The 24,832-nt window shown below is 70.7% G+C and carries 22 protein-coding genes and 1 pseudogene; 17 read left to right on the top strand and 6 right to left on the bottom strand.

Features of this window, described 5'->3' with window-relative positions:
- Positions 1 to 209: 209 nt before the first annotated feature.
- Positions 210 to 713, bottom strand: coding sequence for a DUF4148 domain-containing protein (locus PV762_RS26845; RefSeq protein ID WP_421038058.1), 504 nt, complete (start codon positions 711 to 713; stop codon positions 210 to 212).
- A 111-nt stretch (positions 714 to 824) separates the two neighbouring features.
- Between PV762_RS26845 and PV762_RS26840 the strand changes: the two genes are divergently transcribed.
- Positions 825 to 1,688, top strand: a complete 864-nt coding sequence (locus PV762_RS26840) for an ATP-binding protein (RefSeq protein WP_421038057.1) — start codon at positions 825 to 827, stop codon at positions 1,686 to 1,688.
- A complete protein-coding gene (locus PV762_RS26835; protein ID WP_421038056.1) occupies positions 1,685 to 3,007 on the top strand; it encodes a 3-oxoacyl-ACP reductase in 1,323 nt (440 codons plus the stop codon). Before PV762_RS26840 ends, PV762_RS26835 begins: the two co-directional genes overlap by 4 nt.
- Positions 3,008 to 3,097: 90 nt before the next feature.
- Here PV762_RS26835 and PV762_RS26830 read toward each other — a convergent pair whose 3' ends face one another.
- Entirely contained in the window at positions 3,098 to 3,253 is a 156-nt protein-coding gene (locus PV762_RS26830) for a DUF3309 family protein (RefSeq protein ID WP_421038055.1), read from the bottom strand.
- A gap of 185 nt (positions 3,254 to 3,438) precedes the next feature.
- On the opposite strand from PV762_RS26830, the gene PV762_RS26825 reads away from it, so the two are divergent.
- Positions 3,439 to 5,208, top strand: coding sequence for a RecQ family ATP-dependent DNA helicase (locus PV762_RS26825; RefSeq protein WP_421038054.1), 1,770 nt, complete (start codon positions 3,439 to 3,441; stop codon positions 5,206 to 5,208).
- 243 nt (positions 5,209 to 5,451) lie between these two features.
- Here the strand turns inward: PV762_RS26825 and PV762_RS26820 are convergent, their stop codons facing one another.
- The gene (locus tag PV762_RS26820) at positions 5,452 to 6,339 is read right to left on the bottom strand and encodes a LysR family transcriptional regulator (RefSeq protein WP_421038053.1); all 888 of its coding nucleotides are present in this window, start codon (positions 6,337 to 6,339) and stop codon (positions 5,452 to 5,454) included.
- Between the two features lie 140 nt (positions 6,340 to 6,479).
- Between PV762_RS26820 and PV762_RS26815 the strand changes: the two genes are divergently transcribed.
- From PV762_RS26815 to PV762_RS26780, 8 genes are all read left to right on the top strand, one after another.
- Positions 6,480 to 7,175, top strand: a complete 696-nt coding sequence (locus PV762_RS26815; RefSeq protein WP_421038052.1) for a substrate-binding domain-containing protein — start codon at positions 6,480 to 6,482, stop codon at positions 7,173 to 7,175.
- Positions 7,176 to 7,286: 111 nt separating this feature from the next.
- Positions 7,287 to 7,970: a 4-carboxy-4-hydroxy-2-oxoadipate aldolase/oxaloacetate decarboxylase gene (ligK, locus tag PV762_RS26810; protein ID WP_421038051.1), complete on the top strand. Its 684-nt coding sequence runs from the start codon at positions 7,287 to 7,289 to the stop codon at positions 7,968 to 7,970.
- 121 nt (positions 7,971 to 8,091) lie between these two features.
- Positions 8,092 to 9,129: a Bug family tripartite tricarboxylate transporter substrate binding protein gene (locus PV762_RS26805; RefSeq protein ID WP_421038050.1), complete on the top strand. Its 1,038-nt coding sequence runs from the start codon at positions 8,092 to 8,094 to the stop codon at positions 9,127 to 9,129.
- Between the two features lie 2 nt (positions 9,130 to 9,131).
- Positions 9,132 to 10,085 carry a DUF1932 domain-containing protein gene (locus PV762_RS26800; RefSeq protein ID WP_421038049.1) on the top strand — a complete coding sequence of 318 codons (954 nt, stop codon included), beginning with the start codon at positions 9,132 to 9,134 and terminating at the stop codon, positions 10,083 to 10,085.
- Between the two features lie 19 nt (positions 10,086 to 10,104).
- The gene (locus PV762_RS26795; RefSeq protein ID WP_421038048.1) at positions 10,105 to 11,040 is read left to right on the top strand and encodes an amidohydrolase family protein; all 936 of its coding nucleotides are present in this window, start codon (positions 10,105 to 10,107) and stop codon (positions 11,038 to 11,040) included.
- Between the two features lie 22 nt (positions 11,041 to 11,062).
- A complete protein-coding gene (gene ligA / locus PV762_RS26790) occupies positions 11,063 to 11,560 on the top strand; it encodes a protocatechuate 4,5-dioxygenase subunit alpha (RefSeq protein ID WP_421038047.1) in 498 nt (165 codons plus the stop codon).
- On the top strand, positions 11,557 to 12,468 hold the full coding sequence (locus tag PV762_RS26785) for a class III extradiol dioxygenase subunit beta (RefSeq protein ID WP_421038046.1): 912 nt from the start codon (positions 11,557 to 11,559) through the stop codon (positions 12,466 to 12,468). The genes ligA and PV762_RS26785 overlap by 4 nt, the downstream gene beginning before the upstream one ends.
- Positions 12,469 to 12,484: 16 nt before the next feature.
- On the top strand, positions 12,485 to 13,444 hold the full coding sequence (locus tag PV762_RS26780; protein ID WP_421038045.1) for a Gfo/Idh/MocA family oxidoreductase: 960 nt from the start codon (positions 12,485 to 12,487) through the stop codon (positions 13,442 to 13,444).
- Positions 13,445 to 13,449: 5 nt separating this feature from the next.
- Here PV762_RS26780 and PV762_RS26775 read toward each other — a convergent pair whose 3' ends face one another.
- Positions 13,450 to 13,980, bottom strand: coding sequence for a hypothetical protein (locus tag PV762_RS26775; protein WP_421038044.1), 531 nt, complete (start codon positions 13,978 to 13,980; stop codon positions 13,450 to 13,452).
- Positions 13,981 to 14,168: 188 nt separating this feature from the next.
- Between PV762_RS26775 and PV762_RS26770 the strand changes: the two genes are divergently transcribed.
- The 5 genes and pseudogenes from PV762_RS26770 (at position 14,169) to PV762_RS26750 (ending at position 20,532) form a co-directional block, all read left to right on the top strand.
- Positions 14,169 to 16,343: a diguanylate cyclase domain-containing protein gene (locus PV762_RS26770; RefSeq protein WP_421038043.1), complete on the top strand. Its 2,175-nt coding sequence runs from the start codon at positions 14,169 to 14,171 to the stop codon at positions 16,341 to 16,343.
- 77 nt (positions 16,344 to 16,420) lie between these two features.
- Entirely contained in the window at positions 16,421 to 16,603 is a 183-nt protein-coding gene (locus PV762_RS26765) for a DUF3606 domain-containing protein (RefSeq protein WP_088404346.1), read from the top strand.
- Positions 16,604 to 16,672: 69 nt separating this feature from the next.
- Positions 16,673 to 17,422, top strand: a complete 750-nt coding sequence (gene paoA, locus PV762_RS26760; protein WP_421038042.1) for an aldehyde dehydrogenase iron-sulfur subunit PaoA — start codon at positions 16,673 to 16,675, stop codon at positions 17,420 to 17,422.
- Complete coding sequence (locus PV762_RS26755; RefSeq protein WP_421038041.1) at positions 17,419 to 18,384, top strand: FAD binding domain-containing protein; 966 nt, start codon at positions 17,419 to 17,421, stop codon at positions 18,382 to 18,384. Before paoA ends, PV762_RS26755 begins: the two co-directional genes overlap by 4 nt.
- A pseudogene (locus PV762_RS26750) lies at positions 18,381 to 20,532 on the top strand (molybdopterin cofactor-binding domain-containing protein). Before PV762_RS26755 ends, PV762_RS26750 begins: the two are co-directional and overlap by 4 nt.
- Positions 20,533 to 20,604: 72 nt before the next feature.
- On the opposite strand, the gene PV762_RS26745 reads toward PV762_RS26750, so the two are convergent.
- Positions 20,605 to 22,887 (bottom strand): ATP-binding protein, encoded by a 2,283-nt coding sequence (locus tag PV762_RS26745; RefSeq protein WP_421038040.1) that lies wholly within the window; start codon positions 22,885 to 22,887, stop codon positions 20,605 to 20,607.
- A 132-nt stretch (positions 22,888 to 23,019) separates the two neighbouring features.
- Between PV762_RS26745 and PV762_RS26740 the strand changes: the two genes are divergently transcribed.
- On the top strand, positions 23,020 to 23,712 hold the full coding sequence (locus PV762_RS26740; RefSeq protein WP_421038039.1) for a heavy metal response regulator transcription factor: 693 nt from the start codon (positions 23,020 to 23,022) through the stop codon (positions 23,710 to 23,712).
- Here PV762_RS26740 and PV762_RS26735 read toward each other — a convergent pair.
- Positions 23,685 to 24,704, bottom strand: a complete 1,020-nt coding sequence (locus PV762_RS26735; protein WP_421038038.1) for a DUF4886 domain-containing protein — start codon at positions 24,702 to 24,704, stop codon at positions 23,685 to 23,687. The two genes, PV762_RS26740 and PV762_RS26735, sit on opposite strands and share 28 nt — an antisense overlap.
- Positions 24,705 to 24,832 lie beyond the last annotated feature (128 nt).

The raw sequence follows: 24,832 nt of genomic DNA, 5'->3' as shown, positions 1-24,832 counted from the left end.
CGAGACGAGGTCCCTGAACCGACGTCCCGGAAACGACGTCCCGGAAACGAAAGCGGGGCTCCCTCATGGGAGCCCCGTTGCTCGAAGTCGGATGGCCGTCAATGCATGGTCAGGTCATCCCGCGTATATCGTCCGGTCCGTCAGGTCGGCACTGTCTCGCTCCGATCCGGGGGCGGATCGTCGCGGCCCGTGCCGGGCATCGGGAGCGATCAACGACGATACGAATGCGCCGCCTCGAACTCCGGCGCATATCCCTGCTCGCTCCACATACGGTCCAGCGACCCATCGGCGCGAGCCTGTTCCAACTCATCCATGATCTGGGCACGTGTCTTGCCGCCTGCCGCTGGAGAGGCGAACTGCACCTGCGTGCTCGTGTCCCCGGACATGCCCACTGTCACGTCGGCATCGGCCTGGTGATTCGAGTACTGCACGTCCATGCCCTTGGCCTCGTCGAAGTCGGGGGCGTAGCTCTGTTCGCCCTGCAACTTGTCGAGGCTGCCGTCCATGCGTGCGGCTTCGATTTCCGCCATCACCTGGTCGCGGGACTTGGGACCGGACACGATCTCTTCCTCGACCTGCGCGAACGCCGGCACGCTCAGCGCGACCGCCAGCGCGGCGACGCCCATCGGAATGGAAAGCTTCTTGAAGTTGGTCATGGTCAAACTCCTTGGATTGAAAGTGATCCTGCACACGACATCGATCGCTTTTTCCATCGTTTCGTCGTCGAGCGATGGGCGGCGATCGGTGCCGCTGCGTCGGCGCGCGTTTCAAACGCCTTGGAAACAACTCTATGCCTCTGGTGCTGACATGAGGCGGACATGCGGATGACCGTTTTGTCATCGTTGCGCAGCGCCGGCGGATTGCTGCGCGCGCTGCGACAGCGCGTCGACCAGTTGACCGCGATGCTGGAACGGCAGCGTCGGACGCAGGCGCAGGTGGAGGCGTTCAGCGCGAACGTCGCGCATGAGTTGCGCACGCCGCTCGCCACGCTGATCACCGGCACCGAAGTCACGCTGCGCGAACTCGATCTCCCGCCCGAGGCCAGGGACCGCCTCGGCGCCAACCTCGAGGAGCTGCGTCGGATGCAGGGCATCGTCGGCGACATGCTGTTCCTGTCGCGGGCCTACGGCGGACAGCGCGCGCGGCGGCAGCGGGTCGACAGCCTCGCGGCCCTGGCCGCGGAAGTGGCCGAGTACCACGACGCGGCCGTCGAGGAGGCGGGCCTGTCGCTGCGCGTCGACGGGGAGGCGGCGGGCGATTTCGATGCCGCGCTGCTCAAGCGCGCGTTGTCCAACCTGATCGCGAACGCGACCCGCTACGGGTCGGCCGGCAGCGTGCTGCGCGTCGGCATCGACGGCCATCGCTCGGGCCGGGTCCGCCTGTGGGTTGCGAACACGGGACCCGTCATTCCGGCGCAGCGGCTGCCGCGCCTGTTCGACCGCTTCATGAGCAGCGAGGCGGCGGGCGGGGACGAGCCGGCCGCTCCCTTGGGTCACTACGGCGTCGGTCTGTCGATCGTCGACGCGGTCGCTCGGATGCACGGCGGCGCCCCGTTCGCGCACTCGGACGAACGGGAGACACGCATCGGGTTCACATTGAGCGGCGGCATGTCCGGCCGCGCCTACACTGCGCGCCGTTCCCAGCCCTCGGCGGCGACCCTGCCTGCGCCGCCTACCCTGCCTCCATGACCGACCGCCTGCTCACCTTCGTCCGGCACCCGCTCGGCCGCCGCATCGCGCGCCTGTTCAATCTGCCGCAACCGGTGCCGCTCCCTCGTCGGCAGGACGCCTGGGTCGAGGAGGAACTCGCCGGACGGCCGGTCCTCGCGATCGCCCCGGGCAGCGCGGCGCCGCTGCCCTCGCTGCTCGCGGCGATCGTGGGCCAAGGCGGCATGCCCAGCGGCGACGGGCCCGTGAGGACGCTGGTGATCGACGCGACGGGATGCCGCGACCTGGCGGCCCTGCGCGCGCTGTTCGAGCAGGCCCAACTGGCGATGGTCCGGCTCGCGCCGGGCGCACGCGTGCTCGCGCTGACCTCCGCCGGCGTCATGAGCGCGGCGGAAGCGGCGTGCCTGGCCGCGGTCCAGGGCTTCGTCCGCGCGCTGGCCAAGGAGGTCGGCCGGCGCGGCGCGACGGCCAACGCACTGGTGCTGCAGGAAGGCGCGGCCTCGATGGAGTCGCTCGCCGGCGCCCTGCGATTCTTCGGCACGGATCGCTCCGCCTACGTGTCGGGGCAGGTGCTGTCCTGGCGCAAGGACGTCGATCCGCCGCTCGATCCGCAGCGCGCGCCGGTGGCGCTCGTCACGGGCGCGGCGGGCGGCATCGGCGCGGCCACGGCGCGGCGCCTGGCGCTCGACGGCCTGCGCGTGCTGTGCGTCGACGTGCCCGCCGCGCGCCAGCCGCTGGAGGCGCTGGCGCGCGAGATCGGCGGATCGCTGCTGGCCGCGGACCTGACCGCGCCGGGCGCCGTCGACGAACTGCTCGACGCGGTGCGTCGCCTGCACGGCGTGGACGTGCTCGTGCACAACGCGGGAATCACGCGCGACCGGACGCTGGCGCGCATGTCGCCGTCGGAATGGGACGCCGTGATGGCGGTGAACGTCGCGGCGATCCTCGCGATCGATGCGCGGCTGGACGACGCCGGACTGCTCAACCCCGGCGCGAGGGAGATCTGCCTGTCGTCGATCAGCGGCATCGCGGGCAACGCCGGACAGACCAACTACAGCGCGTCGAAGGCGGCCTTGATCGGGTACGTGGGGGCGCGCGCCGCGACGCTCGACGCACGCGGCGGCACGGTCAACGCGGTCGCGCCGGGTTTCATCGAGACCGCGATGACGCGCCGGATGCCGCTGATGGTGCGGGAGGCCGGACGCCGCCTGAACTCGCTCAAGCAGGGCGGCACGCCGGCGGACGTGGCGGAGGCGATCGCCTTCCTGGCGTCGCCGGGGGCACACCCGCTCACCGGTCAGGTGCTGCGGGTGTGCGGGCAGTCGCTGCTGGGCGCGTGAGCCCCCGGCAGGGGACCGCCCTCCGTGCCCGCGGCGCGCGCCCTCAACGGACGCGTCTGAGCGGGCTGGTGTGGGACATCGACGGCGTCGTCAGATGTATCCCAGCAGCAGCAGGACGATGAGGATCAGGACGACGAGGCCCAGGCCGCCGCTGGGCCCGTAGCCCCAGCTGCGGCTGTGAGGCCAGGAGGGCAAGGCGCCGATGAGCAGCAGGATGAGGATGACGAGCAGGATGGTGCTGATCATGAGGTTCTCCGAATGTTGTGACGTGGGTCGGGCCCCGACGCGTGGCGCACTGCGACGCGATGCGTCTCACGCGGGGCGGCATGGCTTCACTTGGCAACCTCTGTGCCCGGCTTGCGAACAGGGGACAGGCTTCGGGTGCGCGGCTTGCTGAGGGTGGGACACCACCCTGCCCCCTCCAGCGACCTATGCCCACGCGCCGTCCGGTTCCTTCAGAACGCCTTGTCCTTCAGCAACTCCGCCGCTTCGGGCTGCGCGTCTGGCGACCGGGCCAGAAGGACGTCGTCGATCGCGTGCTGCGCGGCTTGAACACGCTGGCGGTGATGCCGACCGGTGCCGGCAAGTCGCTGTGCTATCAGCTGCCCGCGGCGTTGCTGCCGGGTCGCACGCTGGTCGTCTCCCCGCTGATCGCGTTGATGAAAGATCAGTGCGAGCGGCTGGGCGCGCTCGGCATCCGCTGCGCGCAGGTGCACAGCGGATTGGACGCGGCATCGCTGGAGGCGCAGGAAGCGGCGGCGCTCGACGGCAGCGCGCGGGTCGTCCTGCTGACGCCGGAACGGCTGGCCGACGCTGACTGGGTCGAGCGGCTCGCGCAGCGGCCGACCGATCTGCTGGTCGTCGACGAGGCGCATTGCATCTCCGAATGGGGGCACGACTTCCGGCCGGCGTTCCTGCGCATCGGCGAGGCGCGCGAGCGCCTCGGTCGGCCGACCGTGCTGGCGCTCACGGCGACCGCGTCGGCGGAAGTCGTCGAGGACGTCGCGCGCCAGCTCGACATTCCCGCCGCGGGCTGCCTGATCGCCGGGACCTACCGTCCCAACCTGCACTATCGCGTGGAGCCGCTGGCGGACGAGGAGGACAAGCTGCGGCGGCTGCTGGCCCTGGTCGCCGGCTCGGATCCGGATCCGGATCCGGCGTCGGCGTCGGCTCCGCACTCGAACGCGGAGGCGGACCGACGGCCCTCGACCATCATCTACACCGCCACGGTGAAGGCCGCCGAGGCCGTGCACGAAGCGCTGGCGGGCGCGGGCGTGTCCTCGGCGCTGTACCACGGCCGCCTGCGCGCCGCGCAGCGCCACGAGGCGCAGGACCGCTTCATGCGCGGCGAGGCGCGCGTGATGGTGGCGACCAACGCATTCGGCCTGGGCATCGACAAGCCGGACATCCGATGCGTCATCCATTACCAGGTCCCCGCCGGGCTGGACGTCTACTACCAGGAGTCGGGCCGCGCGGGCCGCGACGGCGGGCGCGCGGACTGCACGCTGCTGTTCGTCCCGGGCGACCGCGCGGTGCAGCAGTTTTTCCTCAACGGCCGGTATCCGGCGCCGGCCGATGCGCAAGCAGTGATGGAAGCCCTGCGCACGGACGCTCCCGACGAGACCGGCTGGACGCTCGACGCGCTGCGGGAACGTCTGACCCGGCCGCGCAACAAGCTCGAGGTCTTGACGGGCCTGCTGGTCCGCGAAGGCTGGCTGACAGAAGACGGCGACGCGTTCGCGCTGGCCGATCCGGCGCCGGGCGACGTGGCGTCGCTGATGGCGGCGCTGGCCCGTTATGAAGCGAAAGCCGGTCAGGACCGACGCCGGCTCGAACAGATGGTGTTCTACGCGCAGAGCGGCCTGTGCCGCTGGCGCGTGATGCTGGAGGCCTTCGACGAGGCGGCGGATTTCGACCGCTGCCACGGCTGCGACAACTGCGAGCGCTTCGATGCGCACGAGCGCGAACGCGGGATCGATGCCTCGTCGGGCGCGGCGCGGGCAACACCTGACACCCCGCCGGTCGTCGCGGCCGCGATCGTCTTCCAGCCGGGCGAAGCGGTCCGGGTCAAGCGCTACGGCGGCGGCGTCGTCGTGGAGGCGACGTCGGACAGCGTGACGGTCGCTTTTGGCCAGGAGAAGCGGAGTTTCCTGCCGCAGTACGTGAAGCGCGCGAAACCGCCGGCGAAGAAGGCGGCTTGAGCGGCACGCGCATCGCTCTCCCTGTCGCCCTTCCCGCCGTCCCCCACGCGTCCCCGTCTCCCCCCGAGTTCCGCCAATCTCCCGAATTGGTCTTCCCTCCTCATGGCCCCACTCGGGGCGATGCGCGGCGTCGCGGCTTCGTGGAGCATGACGTTGTCGCGCAGAGATTTTTTTGAGGCACGTCAACGGAACGCCGGATTTCTGTCGCGACACCCGCCGGCTGGCTTGCCGGCTGACGGCAGATCAACGCGGATCCCCCACCATCTTCATGATCACCCCCGCCGTCCGCTGCAACAACGGCGTCGCCCGCTTGCTGGTCGGCGTGACCAGGCACAGCGTGCTCTGGATGTCCGCCTTCGCGAACGGCGTCGTGACCAGACGCTCCGGCTTCTCGTAGATCTGCAGCGCGTCCTCGCCCAGCGCCGCATGGCCGATGCCGGCCGCGACGCAGTCCAGGATCGCCGGCACGCTCGCCACTTCCCAGCGCACGTCGAGCTGCACCCCCGCCATCGCCGCCGCCTGCTCCATCAGTGCACGGAAGATGTGGCCGCGCTGCGGCATCACCAGCGGATACCGCGACAGCTGCGACAGGGTCGGCGGCCGCGCCGGCGCCTGGTCCTTGGGGCTGACCAGGCACAGCCGCTCGCGACGCAGCGGCAGGATCTCCAGCGCCGGCACCGGCTCGGGGTTGTAGACCAGCGCCAGGTCCGTCCGCCCGGTCAGCAGCCACTCGGTCAGGTGCACCGAGAACCCCTCCATGATCGTCAGCCGCGCCTGGGGCATCTCCGCCTGGAAGGCCCGGATCAGCGCCAGCGTGTGCAGCCGCGCCAGCGTCGGCGGCATCGCGATCGTGATCTGTCCCACCGGTTCGCTGCGCCGCGCGCGCAGGTCGTCCTTCGCATGGCTGACCAGGTTCAGGATGTCCTGCCCGTGCTGCAGCAGCCGGCGCCCCGCCTCGGTCAGTTCCACGCCGCGGCCGTTGCGCAGCAGCAGGGTCTCGTGCAGTTCCGTCTCCAGCGCGCGCACCTGCCGGCTCAGCGCCGGCTGCGCCACGCCCAGCACCATCGCCGCCTTGCTGAAACTGCCGTGCTCGGCCACATGGACGAAAGTCTCCAATTGCGTCAGGTTCATGCCCGCATGCTCTCACGAACCGGCATGGCCCCACATCCGCGTCATGCCGGAACGGAATAGCAGCTAGTGGAACCCAGAACTGGATGGCCCGGGCCGACAGGACCAGAATCCGCCCACTCGACCGCTTCCGGACCGCCCCCGTGATCGCTCCCCTCGCCGGCCTCTCCTCCATGGCCACCCGTGCCCTGCTGGCGGATCTGTCCGCCGCTTACACCGCCGCGCATGGCCTGGAAGTCCGGTTCGAATCGATGGGCGGCGTCGATGCCGCCCGGCGCGTCGAAGCGGGCGAAGCACTGGACCTGGTGGTGCTCGCCGCCGAGGCGATGGAACGCCTGCTGGGCGCCGGGCATCTGCGCGCCGGCTCGCTGCGGCCCATCGCCGACTCGCCCATGTTCATCGCGTCGCCGGAAGGCCATGCCCGCCCCGCCGTCGACACCGCCGACGCGCTGCGTCAGGCCTTGCTCGGCGCCCGGGCCATCGGGTATTCGACCGGACCCAGCGGCCAGGCGCTGCTGAAGCTGCTAGAGGACTGGGGCTTGCGCCACGCCCTCGCCGACCGTCTGCGTCAATCGCCCGCCGGCGTGCCCGTGGCGAAGAGCGTGGCGCAGGGCGATGTCGACCTCGGCTTCCAGCAGTTGAGCGAGCTCCTGGGACACGACGGCCTGACGATCCTCGGCCCGATGCCGCCCGGACTGGAGATCGTCACCCGCTTCACCGCCGCCGTCGCCGCCAGCAGCGCCGAACCCGCCACCGCGCAGCGCGTGGCCGACGATTTCGCCTCCCCCCGCCACGACGCGCTGCGCCGGCGGCTGGGCCTCGCCTCACCGGCGGTCTGAACGCGCGCAGCAAGCGCCCGCGCCACCGCCCGCTCCCCAGATCCCCGAGATCCCACAGATCCCACAGATCCCCCAGATTCCCGATCAGAACCTCCGAAGAAGGAACCCGCCATGTACGAGCTCGGTGTCGTCTACCGCAACATCACCCGCGCCGATCGCGCCGCCGCCGACGCGATCGGCTCCTTCGGCGCCGCGACCGTCCATGAGGCGCTGGGCCGCGTCGGCCTGCTCAAGCCCTACATGCGACCGATCCAGACCGGCGTCGCGGTCTCCGGCACGGCCGTCACCGTGCTGCTGCAACCCGGCGACAACTGGATGCTGCATGTCGCCGCCGAGCAGATCCGCGAGGGCGACATCGTCGTCGCAGGCGTCACCTCCGAATGCGGCGACGGCTATTTCGGCGACCTGCTCGCGACCTCCTTCAAGGCCCGCGGTTCCCGCGCGCTCATCATCGACGGCGGCGTGCGCGACGTGCGCACGCTCAACGAGATGAACTTCCCCGTGTGGAGCAGGTGCATCTCCGCCAAGGGCACCATCAAGGCGACGCCGGGATCGGTGAACATCCCGGTGGTGTGCGCCGGCGCGCTTGTCCACCCCGGGGACGTGATCGTCGCCGACGACGACGGCATCGTCTGCGTGCCCGCCGCGCTGGCCCGCCAGACCCTGGACGCCGCCGCCGCCCGCGAGGCCAACGAGGGCGCCAAGCGCGAGCAGTTCGCCGCCGGCGTGCTGGGCCTGGACATGTACAGGATGCGCGAGCCGCTGGCCAAGGCCGGCCTGCGCTACATCGACTGAGATCACCTTCCGCAGGACCCGCAGGACCCGCAGGACCCGCAGGACCCAGCAGTCCCCATCCACCCGAGCGCCCCGCCCGCCAGAGGGCGCCGACGACAAGAGATCGACGGAGACAACGACGATGACTGCCCTGACGAATCGCCGCGTGACCCTTGCCCGCCTCGGGCAAGGCCTGACCCTCGCGACCCTGCTGCTGGGCTCGGCGATGCCGCGGCTGGCCGCCGCCCAGGCCAGCGCGCCAGGCGCTCCTGCGGCGGACTGGCCCACCAAGCCCGTGCGCATCCTCACGCCCTTCCCCGCCGGCGCCGGACCGGAGACGGTCGCCCGCGTGGTCGCGGAGAAGCTCTCCAAGAAGTGGGGCAGGCCGGTGATCGTCGAGAACAAGCCCGGCGCGAACGGCTTCATCGCCATCGACGCCTTCAAGCGCGGCGCCACCGACGGCCACGACCTGATCCAGCTGGACAACGTCCACCTCGTCGTCTATCCGCACCTGTTCAAGAAGCTGCCCTACGACCCGGTGAAGGACTTCGATCCGATCGCGCCGCTGTTCAAGACCTACTTCTTCGTCGGCGTGCCGGCCACCAGCAAGTACAAGACCGTCGGCGACATCGTGGCCGACGCCAAGGCCCATCCCAACGCGCTGAACTACGGCTCCTGGTCGGTCGGCAACCCGGTGCACCTGGGCGCGGCGCAGCTGGAGTCGATGACGAAGACGCAGATGACGCACGTGGTCTACAAGGAGACCACGATGCTCTACACCGCCGTGGCCAACGGCGAACTGAACTTCGCGCTCGGCTCGATGGCCACCGCCGGCCCGCTGCAGCGCGCCGGCAAGATCCGCTTCATCGCGGTGACGGGGCCCAGGCGTCATCCGGCCTTCCCCGACCTGCCCACCGTCAGCGAATCCGGCGGCCCCGCCGGTTACGAGGTCACCGGCTGGACGACGATCGCCGCGCCGCGCGGCCTGCCGAAAGCGGTGCAGGAGAAGATCCAGCGCGACATCGAGGCCGCGCTGGCCGAACCCGACATCCGCGAACGCTACGCCACCTTCGGCTACGACGTCTTCCCGACGACGAAGGAGCAGTACCAGGCCTTCATCGCCGGCGAGTCCGCCAAGTACGCCGACCTGATCAAGCGACTCAACATCTCGTTGGACTGACCATGAACGCTGCAGTTCCCCAAGCTCAGAACCCGCCCCGGCCCCTTCGCGTCGGCCTGATCGGCTACGGCGAGGTCGGCCGGATCCTGGCCGAGGATCTGCACGCCGCCGGCGTCGCGGTCAGCGCCTACGACCTGAAGCTGGAATCCCCGTCCAGCGACGCGGACACGATGCGCGAGCACGCGGTCGAGTTCGGCGTCGAACTGGGCGCCTCCGCGACCATGGTGGCGACGCCGGCCGACCTCGTGATCAGCGCCGTCACCGCCAGCCAGACGCTGGATGCCGCGCGCGCGGCCGCCGCCGGGCTGCGGCCGGACACCCTCGTGCTGGACTTCAATTCCGCGTCGCCCAAGGTCAAGCGCGCGGCGGCCGACGCGGTGCACGCGACCGGCGGCCGCTACGTCGAAGGCGCCGTCATGACCAGCGTGCCGCCTTACCGCATCCGCGTGCCGCTGCTGCTCGGCGGACCGCATGCGTCCGCGGCCGAGCCGCTGCTGCGGCAGCTGGGCTTCGCGCCCACGGTCGGCAGTGCGGAGATCGGCGTCGTCAGCGCGACCAAGATGTGCCGCAGTGTGATGATCAAGGGGCTGGAGGCGATGGTCATCGAGAGCCTCACTTCCGCGCGTCACTACGGCGTCGAGGACGCGGTGCTCGCCTCGCTGAAGGAAACCTTCCCGGGCATCGACTGGGAGACGCAGGCCGCCTACTTCTTCCAGCGCGTGATCCAGCACGGGCGCCGCCGCAGCGAGGAGGTCCGCGAAGTGGCCGAGACGGTGCGCGACGCCGGCCTCACGCCGTGGAGCGCCGAAGGCACCGCCGAGCGCCAGGCCTGGATGGCCGATCTGGCCGAGGACGGCGTCTTCGGCCGACGCGGTGAGGCGGATTTCGGCCGCAGCCCGGACTGGCGCACGGAAGCCGACCGGCTCCTGGCACAGATCGCCCGACCCAAGCTGTGATTTCGAAGAAGGACAAGCGATGACGCTCCCGACCTCCGGCGGCTTCGACAAGACCCCGGGCTGGCTCGACTGGTACCAGGATCCGTCGACGCCGCGCTTGCGGCTGCCCGACGGGGCCGTCGACGCGCACTGCCATGTCTTCGGCCCGGGCGCCGAGTTCCCCTACGCGCCCGAGCGCAAGTACACGCCGTGCGACGCAGGCAAGGCGCAGCTCTTCGCGTTGCGCGACCGGCTCGGATTCAGCCGCAACGTGATCGTGCAGGCCACCTGCCACGGCGATGACAACCGCGCGATGGTCGACGCGTGCCGGGCGTCCGGCGGCCGCGCGCGCGGGGTGGCGACGGTGCGCCGCGGCATCACCGACGAACAGCTGAAGGACCTGCACGACGCCGGCGTGCGCGGCGTGCGCTTCAACTTCGTCAAGCGGCTGGTGGACTTCACCCCGCGCGACGAGCTGATGGAGATCGCGCAGCGCGTGAAGGCGCTGGGCTGGCACGTGGTCATCTATTTCGAGGCGCCGGACCTGCCCGAGCTGTGGGACTTCTTCAGCGCGCTGCCGACGACGGTCGTCGTCGACCACATGGGTCGCCCCGACGTCACGAAGCCGGTGGACGGGCCCGAGTTCGCGCTCTTCCTGCGCTTCCTGCGCGAGCACCCTTTCGTCTGGAGCAAGGTCACCTGCCCCGAGCGACTGTCCGTGGCCGGACCGCCCGCCTTGAACGGCGAACCCGAGCCCTACCGAGACGTCATCCCCTTCGCGCGGCGCGTCGTCGAGGCGTTCCCCGACCGCGTGCTGTGGGGCACGGACTGGCCCCATCCCAACCTCAAGGACCACATGCCCGACGACGGGTTGCTGGTCGACGTGATCCCGCGCATCGCGCCCACCGCCGAGCTGCGCCAGAAGCTGCTGGTCGACAACCCGATGCGCTTGTACTGGCCGGAGCACATGCGTTGACACTGCGCTGATGGAGACCTTCATGCCCATAGCCAAGCCTTACCAGGACATCCCCGGCACGACCATCTTCGACGCCGACCAGGCGCGCAAGGGCTACTGGCTCAACCAGTTCTGCATGTCGCTGATGAAGGCCGAGAACCGCGCGCGCTTCAAGGCCGACGAACGCGCCTACCTCGACGAGTGGGCGATGACGGCCGCGCAGAAGGAGGCGGTGCTGGCGCGCGACCTGAACCAGTGCATCCGGCTGGGCGGCAACATCTACTTCCTGGCCAAGATCGGCGCGACCGACGGCCGCAGCTACCAGCAGATGGCCGCCGGCATGACCGGCATGAGCGAGACCGACTACCGCGACATGATGCTGGCCGGCGGACGTCGGCCCGACGGCACGCCGCGCCACGCGGCGGTCGCCCCGGAGGTGGCCGCCGACGCGAGCGCCGCGACGAGGGGCGACACCCGGCAAGACACCCGGCAAGACACCCGGCAAGAGAGCCGGCAGGACACGAAGGGAACGCCCCGATGAGCCAGCATGCGCGTATCACCGCGTCCGTCTACACCTCCCACGTGCCGGCGATCGGCGTCGCGATGGACCAGGGGCGCACGCGGGACCCGTACTGGCAGCCGCTCTTCGCGGGCTACGGGCCCTCGCGCCGCTGGATGGACGCCCACCGCCCCGATGCGATCGTGCTGGTCTACAACGACCACGCCAACGCCTTCAGCCTGGACATGATCCCGACCTTCGCGCTGGGCACCGCCGACCGCTACGAACCCGCCGACGAAGGCTGGGGCCCGCGCGCCGTGCCGACGGTCCACGGCCACGGGGAACTCGCCGCCCACCTCGCGCAGAGCGTGATCCAGCAGGACTTCGACCTGACGCTGATCAACCGCATGACGGTCGACCACGGCCTGACCGTGCCCCTGTCGCTGATGTTCGGGGAACAGCCGGCCGGCGCGACCGGCTGGCCGGTGCCGGTGATCCCGCTGGCGGTGAACGTCGTGCAGTATCCGGTGCCGTCGGGCCGGCGCTGCCTGCAGCTCGGGCAGGCGATCCGCCGCGCGGTGGAGAGCTTCGACACGCCGCTCCGGGTGCAGGTCTGGGGCACGGGCGGCATGAGCCATCAGCTGCAGGGACCGCGCGCCGGCCTGATCAACCGCGAGTGGGACAACGCCTGGATGGACCGCCTGATCGCGGACCCGCGCGGCCTGGCGGAGATGCCGCACCTGGACTACGTCCGCGAGGCGGGCTCCGAGGGCATCGAGCTCGTGATGTGGCTGATCGCCCGCGGCGCGATGGCCGATCTCGCGGAGTCCGCGGACCCGGCGGGCCCGGCGGGCTCGGCAGACGCCTCCGCGCCGCGCGTCGCGCACCGCTTCTATCACGTGCCCGCCTCCAACACCGCCGTGGGTCACCTGATCCTCGAGAACCCCTGAACCTCCGAAAGACCCCATGACCGCACCGATCCGCATTGCCCTGGCCGGCGCCGGCGCCTTCGGCCAGAAGCACCTCGACGCGCTGAAGCAGATCCACGGCGTGGAGGTCGTGTCGCTGATCAGCCGCGACCTCGACAAGACGCGTGAGACCGCCGCAAAGTACGGCATCGGCCACGCGACGACCGAACTCGACGAGGCGCTCGCGCGCGACGACGTCGACGCCGTCATCCTGTGCACGCCGACGCAGCTGCACGCGAAACAGGCGCTGGCCTGCCTGGACGCGGGCAAGCATGTGCAGGTCGAGATCCCGCTGTGCGACGTGCTGGCCGAGGGCGAGGCCGTCGTGCGACGCCAGCGCGAGACCGGCCTGGTCGCGATGTGCGGGCATACGCGGCGCTTCAACCCGAGCCACCAGTGGGTGCGCCGCCGCATCGAGGCCGGCGGATTCAACATCCAGCAGATGGATGTCCAGACCTATTTCTTCCGCCGCACCAACACCAACGCGCTGGGCCAGGCGCGCAGCTGGACGGACCATCTGTTGTGGCATCACGCCGCGCACACCGTGGACCTCTTCGCCTGGCAGTGCGGCAGCCCCGTGGTGCGCGCCAACGCGCTGCAGGGGCCCATCCACCCGACGCTGGGCATCGCGATGGACATGAGCCTTCAGCTGCAGGCCGCCAACGGGGCGATCTGCACGCTGTCGCTGTCCTTCAACAACGAAGGGCCGCTGGGCACCTTCTTCCGCTACATCGGCGACACGGGCACCTACATCGCCCGCTACGACGACCTCGTCACCGGCCGCGACGAGACGGTGGACGTCAGCCGGGTGGCGGTCTCGATGAACGGCATCGAGCTGCAGGACCGCGAGTTCATCGCGGCCATCCGGGAGGGCCGGGAGCCCGAGGCTGGCGTCGCGCAGGTGCTGCCCTGCTACCAGGTGCTCGACGGCCTGGAGCGACAGCTCCGCGGCGGATAACGCGCTCAGATCACCGCAGGTTGTGGCTGAAGCGGAGGCAGCAGAGGCGTATCGGACGGGATTGGAATGCCCTGGGAAAGGATGTCGCACCGCCCTTGCGTTTGTGAAGAGTCTCCTGGAGACGCACCGGACGAATCACCGGTGATGTAGGTCAGATGGCCTTCGTCGAAGGTCCGAGTGTCGATATCCATCGGCTCGCAGCGGTCGTCGAAGTTGACGCGAACCGTGTCGATGCTGTCGCTACTGGGGCCATACCGTCTGATGGCCCTGTTGTCCGGAGAGACCACTTCCACCAGCATCGTGTCGCCGAAGTTGCGCGAGCGCACCTGGGTGCCTTCGTCCAGAAGGCCAAGGTCGAGAATCCGGGAATCGCCGGAGCTGCCAGACCACCACGCAGCCGTCATCTGATTCCACGACTCCCACGCTTGTGTGACGCCTCCCGTCAGCCACGGCCACCAGCCCGTCGCGTCGGTCGCGGCGTCCACCGGTCCGGGAGCCGTCACCCTGACATCTGAAACTTCTGTCGGTGCATTCATCTCGATTCCTTTCAACCACCGGTCGATCCGGTTTCCAAGAGGCGGGAGGAGGACGCGAGGGCCCTCGCGTCGGCGTTGCGCGGCGACCCGAAAGCGTGCGCCGCGACGACCTTGGTGAGCGTCGGGCGACCGGTCGCTCGACCACCCCCGACGCGGTTAGGATGACCGCTTCGCCCGCAACGCCTCCGATGGACCGCCCGCCCCTTTACGCTCCCCGCTCACTGACGCGACTGGCCTGGTGGCTCGCGGCGGGCAACCTCGTCATCGCCGCGGCGATCGTGACCGCCACCTGGCTGGCCTTGCAGGCCGGCCGCGACTCCGACCTCACCCGGGCCCGCGAGACCACCGAGAACCTGGCCGCCAGCCTCAGCATCGAGATCGGCGCCGAACTCAAGCAGGTCGACAACGCGCTGTCGACGCTGGCGCTGCAGTTCCGGCGCACGAGCGGCGACCCGGACCAGGTCCGGCGCGGGATCGAGCGCGCCCTGTCCGACCAGCGCAGCCTGCTGCCGCAGGTCGACGCGATCCGCATCACCGACGCGCGCGGCCAGGTCGTGTACGGACTGGCGGGCGAGGAAGGCATGCTCAACGTCGGCGACCGCGACTACTTCCAGCGCGCCCGCGACGGCCGCAGCGACGATGTCGTCGTCTCCGAGCCGCTCTTCGGCCGCGTGCTGCACAAGTGGGGCATCGCCGTGTCCCGCCGGCTCGAGAACGAGGACGGCAGCTTCGCCGGCGTGGTCTACACCACCCTGTCGACCGAACACTTCATCGAGAGCTTCAAGGGCCTGACGATAGGCGCGGAAGGCGCCATCTCGCTGCGCACGCGCAGCCAGCGGCTGATCGCGCGTTATTCCGCCACGGAGCCGCATTCGATCCGCGGCATCGGCGACGTGATCGTGTCCGAGGACCTGATGCGCAAGATCGCCGCCAACCCGCGGCAGGGCTGGTACATGACGCGGACCAGGCTCGACAACATCGAGCGCATCACCTGCTACCGCCAGGTGCGAGGCTATCCGCTGACCATCTTCACCGGCGCCAGCACGGCCGAATTCCTGGCCGCCTGGCGCGGCGAGGTGGTGCAGCAGGCGGCGCTGGCCGGCGTGGTGATCCTGACGGTGCTGGGCTGCTCCGTGCTGGTCTTCCTGCAGCAGCGCCGCGACCGTCGCGCGGCGATCGGGCTGCAGCAGCTCGCGCTGGAGCAGGCGCTGATGCTGGACAACGACATGGTCGGCATGATGCGGCTGCGCGATCGCACCGTCGTCTGGAAGAACCGCGCGCTGGCGTCGCTGTTCGGCTACGCGCCGGGGGAGCTGCACGGCCAGACGACCCGGCCGCTCTACCTGGACGACGAGAGCTTCCGCGAGGTCGGCGACGCCGCCTATCCGGCGATCGAGGCAGGCCGGCGCTACCGCCGGCAGCTGAGGATGCGGCGCAAGGACGGCACGCCGGTGTGGATCGACCTCAGCGGCGCGCGGGTGGCCGAGCGCGAATCGCTCTGGATGATGATCGACATCTCCGCGTTCAAGGAAAGCGAAGCCACCGCGCAGCATCTGGCCGTGCACGACGCGCTCACCGGCCTGCCCAACCGCGTGCGCTTCACCGAGCGGCTGGCCGGCGCGATGACGCTGCTGGGCGAGCGCGTCGGGCTGGTCGCGGTGTGCTGGGTGGACCTGGACGGCTTCAAGGACCTGAACGACCAGTTCGGCCACGAGGCCGGCGACGTCGTGCTGCGCGTGGTGGCGCAGCGGCTGCTGGCCGCCGTGCGCGGGCACGATCTGGTGGCGCGCATGGGCAGCGACGAGTTCGCACTGCTGCTCACCGCGCTGCGTGCGGAGCACGAGGCGGAGCCGGTGCTGCGGCGCATGCTGGCCTCCATCGCGGAGCCGATCCGGCTGCCCGACGGCGATCACGCGTCGATCACGGCCAGCGTCGGCATCGCGTTTGCCCCTCACCACGGCCGCCAGGCGGAGTCGCTGATGCGGCTCGCCGAAACGGCGATGACGACCGCCAAGCGCGCTGGCAAGCGACGCTTCGTGTCGGCCAGCAGCCTGCCGGGGAATGCCATGAACGCCACGAATTCGCCGTCGACCTCGGTCGGCCCTGACGCTCCCACGCCCGTGGACGCGATCGACACGCCTTCGGGACCCGCGCCGGAGCCGGGGACGGAGAACGCCGGGGAGCACCGGAAGGACGGCGCCAAGGAGGGCGCCACGCCGGCCGGACCGCGTCCGCACGACCCCGGCCCGCCGGCGGTGCCGGATCATTCATTCGACGAATCGGTCGCCGGGGAGGAAGATCCCGGGGCCACGCTCGACGGCGAGGACAGCAGCCGCGTGCCGCCGTCGCGCAAGCCGCGCTGACGCGCTGACGCGCCACTGAGCCTTTCACGCCCAGGCCTTCCCGCCTTGTTCGCCCTTGTCCTCCGGGAGCGATCGTCATGTCCGAAGAAACTTCCAGCCCTCACAACAGCGAACGCCATCGCGTCAACGTGCAGGACGACTACGAACTGCGTTATTGGGGCGAGCGCTTCGGCGTGTCGCCGGAGTTGCTGCGACATGCGGTCGACGCGGTCGGTACCAGCGCAAAAACCGTCGAGGAATGGCTGCAGGCCCATCGCTGAGGATGTCCTACTGGCACGACGATTGCCGATGCCTGGGTTGCCGATCCCGGCCAGCCAGGAGTCCCCAGCATGGATCTCGACACGGATCGAACGGACGTCGCGTCCCCGCCCTCCCCGACCGACGCCGCCCCGCGCGACGGTGAGCCCGGCGCCATCTCGCGTCGCGGCGTCCTGATCGCCGGCGCGGGGGCCTCCGCAGCGGTCGCCGCCGGCACGCCGCTGGAGGCCGCCGCGCAGACGACTTCGCCGGCTGGTCCCAAGCCTCAGGAGAACCTCGTGGCCACCTCCCGCGTGACCCTCAGCGTCAACGGCCAGCCGCACACGCTGGTCGTCGACAACCGCACCTCGCTGCTGGACCTGCTGCGCGAACACCTGCAGCTCACGGGCACCAAGAAGGGCTGCGACCACGGCCAGTGCGGCGCCTGCACCATCCATCTCGACGGCCGGCGCGTCAACGCCTGCCTGACGCTGGCGGTGATGCACGAAGGCGCCCAGGTCGTGACCATCGAAGGTCTCGGCACCCCCGAGAAGATGCATGCGATGCAGACCGCGTTCGTGCGCCACGACGGCTACCAGTGCGGCTACTGCACGCCCGGGCAGATCTGCTCGGCCGTGGCGGTGCTCGACGAGATCAAGGCCGGGGTCCCCAGCCATGTCACGGCCGACCTCAACGTCCGGCCGCTGCTGTCCATCGACGAGTTGCGCGAGCGCATGAGCGGCAACCTCTGCCGCTGCGGGGCCTACTCCAACATCATCGACGCGATGGCCGAAGTGGCCGGCGTCCCTGTGCCGGGCGCCGGCGACCGGAGGTCCGCATGAAGCCCTTCACCTTCGAACGCGCCAGCTCCCCGGCCGCCGCCGTGGCGGCCGCCGCGAAGCAGCCCGGCGCGCGCTTCATCGCCGGCGGGACCAACCTGCTCGACCTGATGAAGCTGCAGGTCGAGACACCCACCCACCTCATCGACGTGAACGGCCTCGGCCTGGACCGCATCGAACCGACCACCGAGGGCGGCCTGCGCATCGGCGCGATGGTGCGCAACACCGACCTCGCGGCAGACGCGCGCGTGCGCCGCGATTACGGCGTGCTGTCGCGTGCGCTGCTCGCCGGCGCGTCGGGCCAGCTGCGGAACCGCGCGACCACCGCCGGCAACCTGCTGCAGCGCACCCGCTGCCCCTACTTCTACGACACCGACCAGCCCTGCAACAAGCGCCAGCCCGGCAGCGGCTGCTCGGCGATCGGCGGCATGAGCCGGCCGCTCGCGGTCATCGGCGTCAGCGAGGCCTGCATCGCCTCACACCCCAGCGACATGGCCGTCGCCATGCGCGTGCTGGACGCGACCGTCGAGACCATGCGCGCCGACGGCCAGGCGCGCCGCATCCCGATCGCGGATTTCCACCGCCTGCCCGGCAACACGCCGCATCTCGAGACCACGCTCGACGCCGGCGAGCTGATCACGGCGGTGACGCTGCCCAGGCCGGTGGTCGGCACGCACCTGTATCACAAGGTCCGCGACCGGGCGTCCTATGCCTTTGCGCTGGTCTCGGTGGGCGCGATCGTCCAGCGCGACGGCGGCGGACGGTTCGCCGTCGGCGGGGTCGCGCCCAAGCCCTGGCGTTCAGAAGCCGCCGAGCGCGACCTGCGCCGCGGCGCCGCCGCGGCCGCCCAGACCCTGCTGGCCGGCGCGACGCCGACCGCCGAAAACGCCTTCAAGTTGCCGCTGGTGGAGCGCACGCTCGCCGCGGTGCTCGCGCAAGCCAAGGCCACCGGGAGGCCCGCATGAAGTTCGACACCCCCGCCACCACGAATCCGATCGACCAGCTGCGCATCGTCGGCAAGCCGACCGACCGCATCGACGGGCCCCGCAAGACCACCGGCACCGCGCCCTATGCGTACGAGCGCCATGACGTCGCCAAGAACGTCGCCTACGGCGTCGTCGTCGGCGCCGGGATCGCCAAGGGCCGGATCGCCACGCTGGACGTCCAGGCCGCCGAGGCCTCGCCCGGCGTGCTCGCCATCGTCACGGCCTACAACGCCGGCAAGCTCGGCCAGGGCAAGATGAACACGGCCAAGCTGCTCGGCGGGCCCGAGATCGACCACTACCACCAGGCGATCGCCGTGGTCGTCGCCGAAAGCTTCGAGCAGGCGCGCGCGGGCGCGGCGCTGATCCGCGTCCAGTACACGCCCGGGAACGGCGCCTTCAGCCTGGCGAAGGCCAAGGACAAGGCCCAGCCCCCGAAGGAAGCGGACGGTCCCGGCGGCACGCCCCCCGAGACGAAGGTGGGAGACTTCGAGGGTGCCTTCGCGCAGGCCGCGGTGAAGATCGACCAGACCTACACCACGCCCGACCAGTCGCACGCGATGATGGAGCCCCACGCGACGCTGGCCGTCTGGGAAGGCGACAAGCTCACGGTCTGGACGGCCAACCAGATGATCGACTGGGGCCGCGGCGACCTGGCGAAGACGCTGGGCCTGGCGCGGGACAAGGTGCGCCTGATCTCGCCCTTCGTCGGCGGCGGTTTCGGCGGCAAGTTGTTCCTGCGCGCGGACGTGCTGATGGCCGCGCTCGGCGCGAGGGCCTGCGGCCGGCCGGTGAAGGTCGCGCTGCAGCGGCCGCTGATGATCAACAACACCACCCATCGGCCCGCGACCATCCAGCGTCTGCGCATCGCCGCCGGACGCGACGGGAAGATCACGGCGATCGGGCACGAGAGCTGGTCGGGCGATCTGCCCGGCGGCGGGCCGGAAACGGCGGTCGCGCAGACCCGGCTGCTGTACGCGGGCGAGAACCGCATGACGGCGATGAAGCTCGCGGTGCTGAACCTGCCCGAGGGCAACGCGATGCGGGCGCCGGGCGAGGCGCCGGGGCTGATGGCGCTCGAGATCGCCATCGACGAGATCGCCGAGCAGGTCGGCATGGACCCGGTGCAGTTCCGCATCGTCAACGACACGCAGGTCGATCCGGAGAAGCCGGCGCGGCGCCCCGGGGCAGCGTCGCGAGGGTCCCGGCGGGCGCTGGCTGATCGGCCTCGGCGTCGCGGCGGCCTTCCGCAACAACATCGTGATGAAGTCCGGCGCGCGCGTGCGGCTGGACCGCCGCGGCATCGTCACCGTCGAGACCGACATGACCGACATCGGCACCGGCACCTACACCATCCTCGCGCAGACTGCGGCGGAGATGATGGGCGTCGGGCTCGAGCAGGTGGTCGTGCGGCTGGGCGATTCCGCGCTGCCGGTATCGGCGGGCTCGGGCGGTCAATGGGGCGCGAACAGCTCGGCATCGGGCGTCTACGCGGCCTGCGTCGCCCTGCGAGAGATGGTGGCGAAAAAGGCCGGCATCGATGCGAAGGACGCCGTCTTCGCCGACGGTCAGGTGCGAGGCAGCGGTGGCAGCGTATCGCTGGGCGACGTCGCCGGCCCCGAGGGCCTGGCCGCGGAGGACAAGATCGAATTCGGCGATCTCGACAAGAAGTACCAGCAGTCGACCTTCGGCGGCCACTTCGTCGAGGTCGCCGTCGACGCCTTCACCGGCGAGGTCCGCGTGCGGCGCATGCTGGCCGTGTGCGCGGCGGGTCGCATCCTCAATCCCAAGGCGGCGCGCAGCCAGGTCATCGGCGCGATGACGATGGGTGTCGGCGCGGCGTTGATGGAGGCCCTGCATGTCGACGAGCGGCGCGGCTTCTTCGTCAACCACGACCTCGCCGGCTACGAGGTGCCGGCGCATGCCGACATCCCGCACCAGGAGGTCGTGTTCCTCGACGAGACCGATCCGATGTCCTCGCCGCTGAAGGCCAAGGGCGTCGGCGAACTCGGCATCTGCGGCGTGGCCGCGGCGGTGGCGAACGCGATCTACAACGCCACCGGCGTGCGCGTCCGGGACTATCCGGTCACGCTGGACAAGCTGCTGAAGGATCTGCCGAAGGTGGCGTGAGCGGCGGCGCCGGCCCGGTTCCTGCGCACGGCTCGGGCCGCGCGTCGAACGACGGCACGCCGCCGCGGCACCTCAGCGCGCGTTCGTCGTCTGCGCCGCCTGCGTCGGATTCATCGCCGCCGCGAGCACCGACGCCAGCACGTCCACGTCGTACGGCTTGGGCACCAGCGGCACGTTCGGCGCCTCCTCGATGCGCACCGGATGGCCGCTGGCCAGGACCACCGGCAGCGTCGGCTTCAGCACCTTCAGCGTCCGCACCAGATCGACGCCGCTGCGCGTGCCCGGCATCACGATGTCGGTCAGCACGACGTCCGCCGCCAGCCCGCCGCGCAGCACGTCCAGCGCGTGATCGGCCGTCGGCGCGGTCTTCACGGTGAAGCCTCGTTCCTCCAGCGCCTGCGCGGTCAGTTCCCGCACCGCGGGCTCGTCCTCCACCAGCAACACCGTGCCGGTGAAGCGCCGCGGCGCGTCCGTCGACGGGGCGGGCATGTCCTGACCCTCCGCCTCCGTCTTCCCGTGCGAGCGCGGCAGCCACAGCGTGACCTCCGTTCCCAGACCGATCTTGCTGACGATGCCGGCCGTGCCGCCCGCCGAACGCGCCAGCGCGTAGACCTGCGCCAGGCCGAGGCCCGTGCCCTGCCCCACGGCCTTGGTGGTGAAGAACGGTTCGAACGCGCGCTCCATCTGCTCCTGGGTCATGCCGTCGCCGGTGTCGCGCACCGCGATCGCGACGTAGTCGCCGGGCTGCAGTTCCGGCGCCAGTCCGACCGGGTCCGCTTCCGCCAGCACCCGCTTGCGGGCCGAGACGGTCAGCCGCCCCCGCCCGTGCATCGCGTCGCGCGCGTTCAGCGCGAGGTTCAGCACCGCCAGTTCCAGCTGGACCGGGTCGGTGCGCACGGGCCACAGGTCCTCGTCGATGCTCAGCTCGACCTCGACGGCCGCCCCCACCGCGCCGGCGGCCAGCGCGATCAGCTCCGGCAACTGACGTCGCAGGTCGATCACGGCCTCGTGACCCACCTGGGGCCGCCCGAACGCCAGCAGCTGCCGCGTCAGCTGGGTGGCCTTCGCGGTCGCGCGCTGGCAGGCCTCGAGCGCCGTGTCCGCGCGCGGATCGCTGCTGAGCCGGCGCGCCAGCTGCAGTCCCGTCGTCATCGTCTGCAGCAGGTTGTTGAAATCGTGCGCGATGCCGCCGGTCAGCCGGCCCAGCGCCTCCAGCTTCTGGCTGCGCAGCACCGCCTGCTGCGCGCTGCGCGTCTGTTCGACCGCTGCGTGGATCTCCTCGCGCAGGCGGTGCTCGTTGCCCGCGCGTTCACGGCTCGCCGTGGCCAGCGCGTGCTGCACGACATCGATCTCGTCGACGCCGCCGGGAGTCTCCTCGATCGTCGCGCCGCCGCCCATGCGGATCGCGTCCTTGCGCAGACGACGCAGCGGATCGGCGATCGCCCGGCTCATGCGGCGCGCCAGGACCAGCGCCAGCACGATGAAGGCCAGCGACAGCGACAGCATCATCGCGAAGGCCGTCCAGGCGCCTTTGGCCAGCTCGGCCTGGCTGAGCCCGATCAGGACCACCCAGCCCGAATCCGGCGCGCGGCTGAAGACGGTCACGACCGACTCGCCGTCGAGCGTGCGGGCCTCCACGACGCCGCGGTCGCCGCCGCGCAGCGCGTTCAGCATGTTCGGGCTGGCCTGCTGGCCGACGCGTTTCTCCGGATCGCGGGTGCGCGCGATGACGCGGCCGTTGCGGTCCAGCACGACGCCCAGCCAGCCCTCGGGCAGCGGCTGCTGCCGGAAGATCTGCTGCATCTCGCTGACGGGGCTCCCGTAGCCGAGGTACATGGGCTTGCCCAGCACCGTCACCGGCACGCGCACGGCGAAGCTGGGCGCCCCGTTCACCGGTCCGACATAGAGGTTGGAGACCAGCAGCCGGCGCGTGGTGTCGATGCCGTCGGTGAACCCGTCCGCCCCGGGCAACGGGTGGCCCCAGGCGATCCGCGTGTTGATCAGTTGCCGGCCCTCGGCCGTCGTCAGCACGATGGTGTTGGGCGTTCCGGCGACCAGCCGGGAGGCCTCGCCGTGGAAGAGTTCCAGCCGCCCGTCGGCCAGGCTGGGCGAGACGCTGAGCGCCTGCAGCAGCGCCGTGCGCACCGCCATCTCGCGGTCGGCGACCAGGCTCAGGGCCTCGGCGGTCTCGGTGGCGGCGGACACGGCCGCGCGGCGTTCGGTGTGGAAGACGGCCATGGCCGCGACCACCGACAGCAGCAGCGTCGGCAGCACGATCAGCCACACCATCGCGCGCAGCTTCCCGCGGACGGACCCGGCGCGTGGCGCGGAAGAAGAGAGGGTCCGTCGAGGCATGGTGGGCGGATTCTAGGGGCGGGACCTGCCCCCGGCCTGACGCCGCGGGCGGCCGCCGTCCGCGGCCCGCGGCGGGCCTGGCGGGTCGCGCCGGTCCGCCGATTGCCCGGAACGCCGGATGAGGAACCCGCAATGAAACTGCTCGTCATCGAGGACGAGGGCAAGCTCGGCGACTACCTGCGCGGCGGCCTGACGCAGGAAGGCTTCGTCGTCGACCTGGTGCGCGACGGCGTCGACGGCCTGCACCAGGCCAGCGAAGGCGCGTACGACCTGGTGCTGCTGGACGGCGCGCTGCCGGGCATCGACGGCCTGGCGGTGCTGGCGGCGTTGCGTCAGCAGGACCACACGCGCGCGCTGCCGGTGCTGATGATGACGGCGCGCGCCGAGGTCGAGGACCGCGTGCGCGGCCTGCAGGCCGGCGCCGACGACTACCTGTGCAAGCCCTTCGCGTTCTCGGAGCGGGTGGCCCGCATCCAGGCGCTGCTGCGCCGCGCGGGAGGCGCGCCACCGGCGGAGACGACGGTGCTCAAGCTCGCCGACCTGGAGGTCGACCTGCTGCGGCGCAAGGTCCATCGCGCCGGGCAGCGGCTCGACCTCACGCCCAAGGAATTCAGCCTGCTGACGCTCCTGCTGCGGCGCCAGGGTCAGGTCTTGTCCCGGACCGAACTCGCCGAGCAGGTCTGGGACATGAACTTCGACAGCGAGACCAACGTCGTCGAGGTCGCCGTGCGGCGGTTGCGCGGCAAGCTCGACAAGCCTTTCGACGTCGAGCTGCTGCACACCGTGCGCGGGATGGGTTACGTGCTGGAGCAGCGCGACGCGTGAGCGGCGCCCTTGCGGCGCCACACCGCCAGCAGACCGACGCCCGCCATCAGCATCGCCCAGGTCGAGGGTTCCGGCACCGGCGCCGCGAGCTGCTCGAAGGCCAGTTGCTGCATCACCCGCACCTGCGCCTGCGAGATGCCCAGCTGCGCCGCGGCGGTCTCGTCGACGCCGAGGCTGCGCGGATCCAGGCCGGTGATCTTGCCGAAGACCGTCAGCGCCTCCAGGTAGCTGCCGTACATGCTGGCGTGATAGTTGTCGTTGGCCCAGAGCTTGACCTTGCCGGCGTCGATACCGTCGTAAGGGTTGGTGTCCGCGAAGCCCTGCGACATCGCGCGGTTCCAGGCCAGCCCCACCGGGATGACGCCGGCAATCTTGTCGGAGGCCTGATCCGCCTGCAGGTAGCCGCTGTAGACGTCCTCGGCCATCTTGTAGATCGACTGCCCGTACCAGGCGCCGCTGGGCGGATAGGTCTGGTCGGCGCGCGACCAGGTGGCCATCAGGTTGATCTTGACGTTCGCGTTCTGCGCGTGCAGCGCGTCGGCCAGCAGGCCCGAGTACTGGATCAGCTTGGCCGGATTGCCGGGCTGCGCCGCGTCCAGCGTGCTGTAACTCTGCAGCACGACGCGGTCCCAGGGCTTGTCGATCAGGCCCATCTTGGTGTTGTAGTGCAGGTCCAGCCCGCTGCCGCCGACGGTCTCCAGGCTGACGTCGTAGTTGAGCCCGGCCTGCACCGTGAAGGCCTTGAACAGCGCCGGGATGCCGCCGATGCCGGTGCCGTTGAGGTCGTTCACCGAGCCGGGATTGAAGCCCATCACCGACGAGCCGTCGGCGTAGGTGAAGCTGTTGCCGACGAACAGGATGCTTTCGGCCTGCGCCGCGCCGAAGGACAGCGCGAGCACGAGCCCGGCGAGCGGCCGCGCGAGACCGCGGGTCGGTCGAACAGGCGTCGATGCGTGGAACGTCCCTGGGAACCGGGTGGTGGATCGGATCATTGGTCTTCCTCGGTGGTAGTCGTGGTGGCGCGCGGGGACGATGCCCACGCGTCTTCCCGTTATAGGAACCGGGACGCCGTCCGGTAGGTCCGCGACCGCCCTCCCCCTAGATCGCTGTGCGGACAGCA

Source organism: Mitsuaria sp. CC2 (assembly GCF_048957715.1).
GTDB lineage: Bacteria > Pseudomonadota > Gammaproteobacteria > Burkholderiales > Burkholderiaceae_C > Roseateles.
Note: the sequence above shows the minus strand (reverse complement) of the source record. Positions and strands in the feature narration are given on the sequence as shown.

Bases quoted from the DNA above. Each gene is read 5' to 3' on its own strand.
- PV762_RS26845 (WP_421038058.1), bottom strand. From the start codon at position 713: ATGGAAAAAGCGATCGATGTCGTGTGCAGGATCACTTTCAATCCAAGG.
- PV762_RS26840 (WP_421038057.1), top strand. From the start codon at position 825: ATGACCGTTTTGTCATCGTTGCGCAGCGCCGGCGGATTGCTGCGCGCG.
- PV762_RS26835 (WP_421038056.1), top strand. From the start codon at position 1,685: ATGACCGACCGCCTGCTCACCTTCGTCCGGCACCCGCTCGGCCGCCGC.
- PV762_RS26830 (WP_421038055.1), bottom strand. From the start codon at position 3,253: ATGATCAGCACCATCCTGCTCGTCATCCTCATCCTGCTGCTCATCGGC.
- PV762_RS26825 (WP_421038054.1), top strand. From the start codon at position 3,439: ATGCCCACGCGCCGTCCGGTTCCTTCAGAACGCCTTGTCCTTCAGCAA.
- PV762_RS26820 (WP_421038053.1), bottom strand. From the start codon at position 6,339: ATGAACCTGACGCAATTGGAGACTTTCGTCCATGTGGCCGAGCACGGC.
- ligK (WP_421038051.1), top strand. From the start codon at position 7,287: ATGTACGAGCTCGGTGTCGTCTACCGCAACATCACCCGCGCCGATCGC.
- PV762_RS26805 (WP_421038050.1), top strand. From the start codon at position 8,092: ATGACTGCCCTGACGAATCGCCGCGTGACCCTTGCCCGCCTCGGGCAA.
- PV762_RS26800 (WP_421038049.1), top strand. From the start codon at position 9,132: ATGAACGCTGCAGTTCCCCAAGCTCAGAACCCGCCCCGGCCCCTTCGC.
- PV762_RS26795 (WP_421038048.1), top strand. From the start codon at position 10,105: ATGACGCTCCCGACCTCCGGCGGCTTCGACAAGACCCCGGGCTGGCTC.
- ligA (WP_421038047.1), top strand. From the start codon at position 11,063: ATGCCCATAGCCAAGCCTTACCAGGACATCCCCGGCACGACCATCTTC.
- PV762_RS26785 (WP_421038046.1), top strand. From the start codon at position 11,557: ATGAGCCAGCATGCGCGTATCACCGCGTCCGTCTACACCTCCCACGTG.
- PV762_RS26780 (WP_421038045.1), top strand. From the start codon at position 12,485: ATGACCGCACCGATCCGCATTGCCCTGGCCGGCGCCGGCGCCTTCGGC.
- PV762_RS26775 (WP_421038044.1), bottom strand. From the start codon at position 13,980: ATGAATGCACCGACAGAAGTTTCAGATGTCAGGGTGACGGCTCCCGGA.
- PV762_RS26770 (WP_421038043.1), top strand. From the start codon at position 14,169: ATGGACCGCCCGCCCCTTTACGCTCCCCGCTCACTGACGCGACTGGCC.
- PV762_RS26765 (WP_088404346.1), top strand. From the start codon at position 16,421: ATGTCCGAAGAAACTTCCAGCCCTCACAACAGCGAACGCCATCGCGTC.
- paoA (WP_421038042.1), top strand. From the start codon at position 16,673: ATGGATCTCGACACGGATCGAACGGACGTCGCGTCCCCGCCCTCCCCG.
- PV762_RS26755 (WP_421038041.1), top strand. From the start codon at position 17,419: ATGAAGCCCTTCACCTTCGAACGCGCCAGCTCCCCGGCCGCCGCCGTG.
- PV762_RS26745 (WP_421038040.1), bottom strand. From the start codon at position 22,887: ATGCCTCGACGGACCCTCTCTTCTTCCGCGCCACGCGCCGGGTCCGTC.
- PV762_RS26740 (WP_421038039.1), top strand. From the start codon at position 23,020: ATGAAACTGCTCGTCATCGAGGACGAGGGCAAGCTCGGCGACTACCTG.
- PV762_RS26735 (WP_421038038.1), bottom strand. From the start codon at position 24,704: ATGATCCGATCCACCACCCGGTTCCCAGGGACGTTCCACGCATCGACG.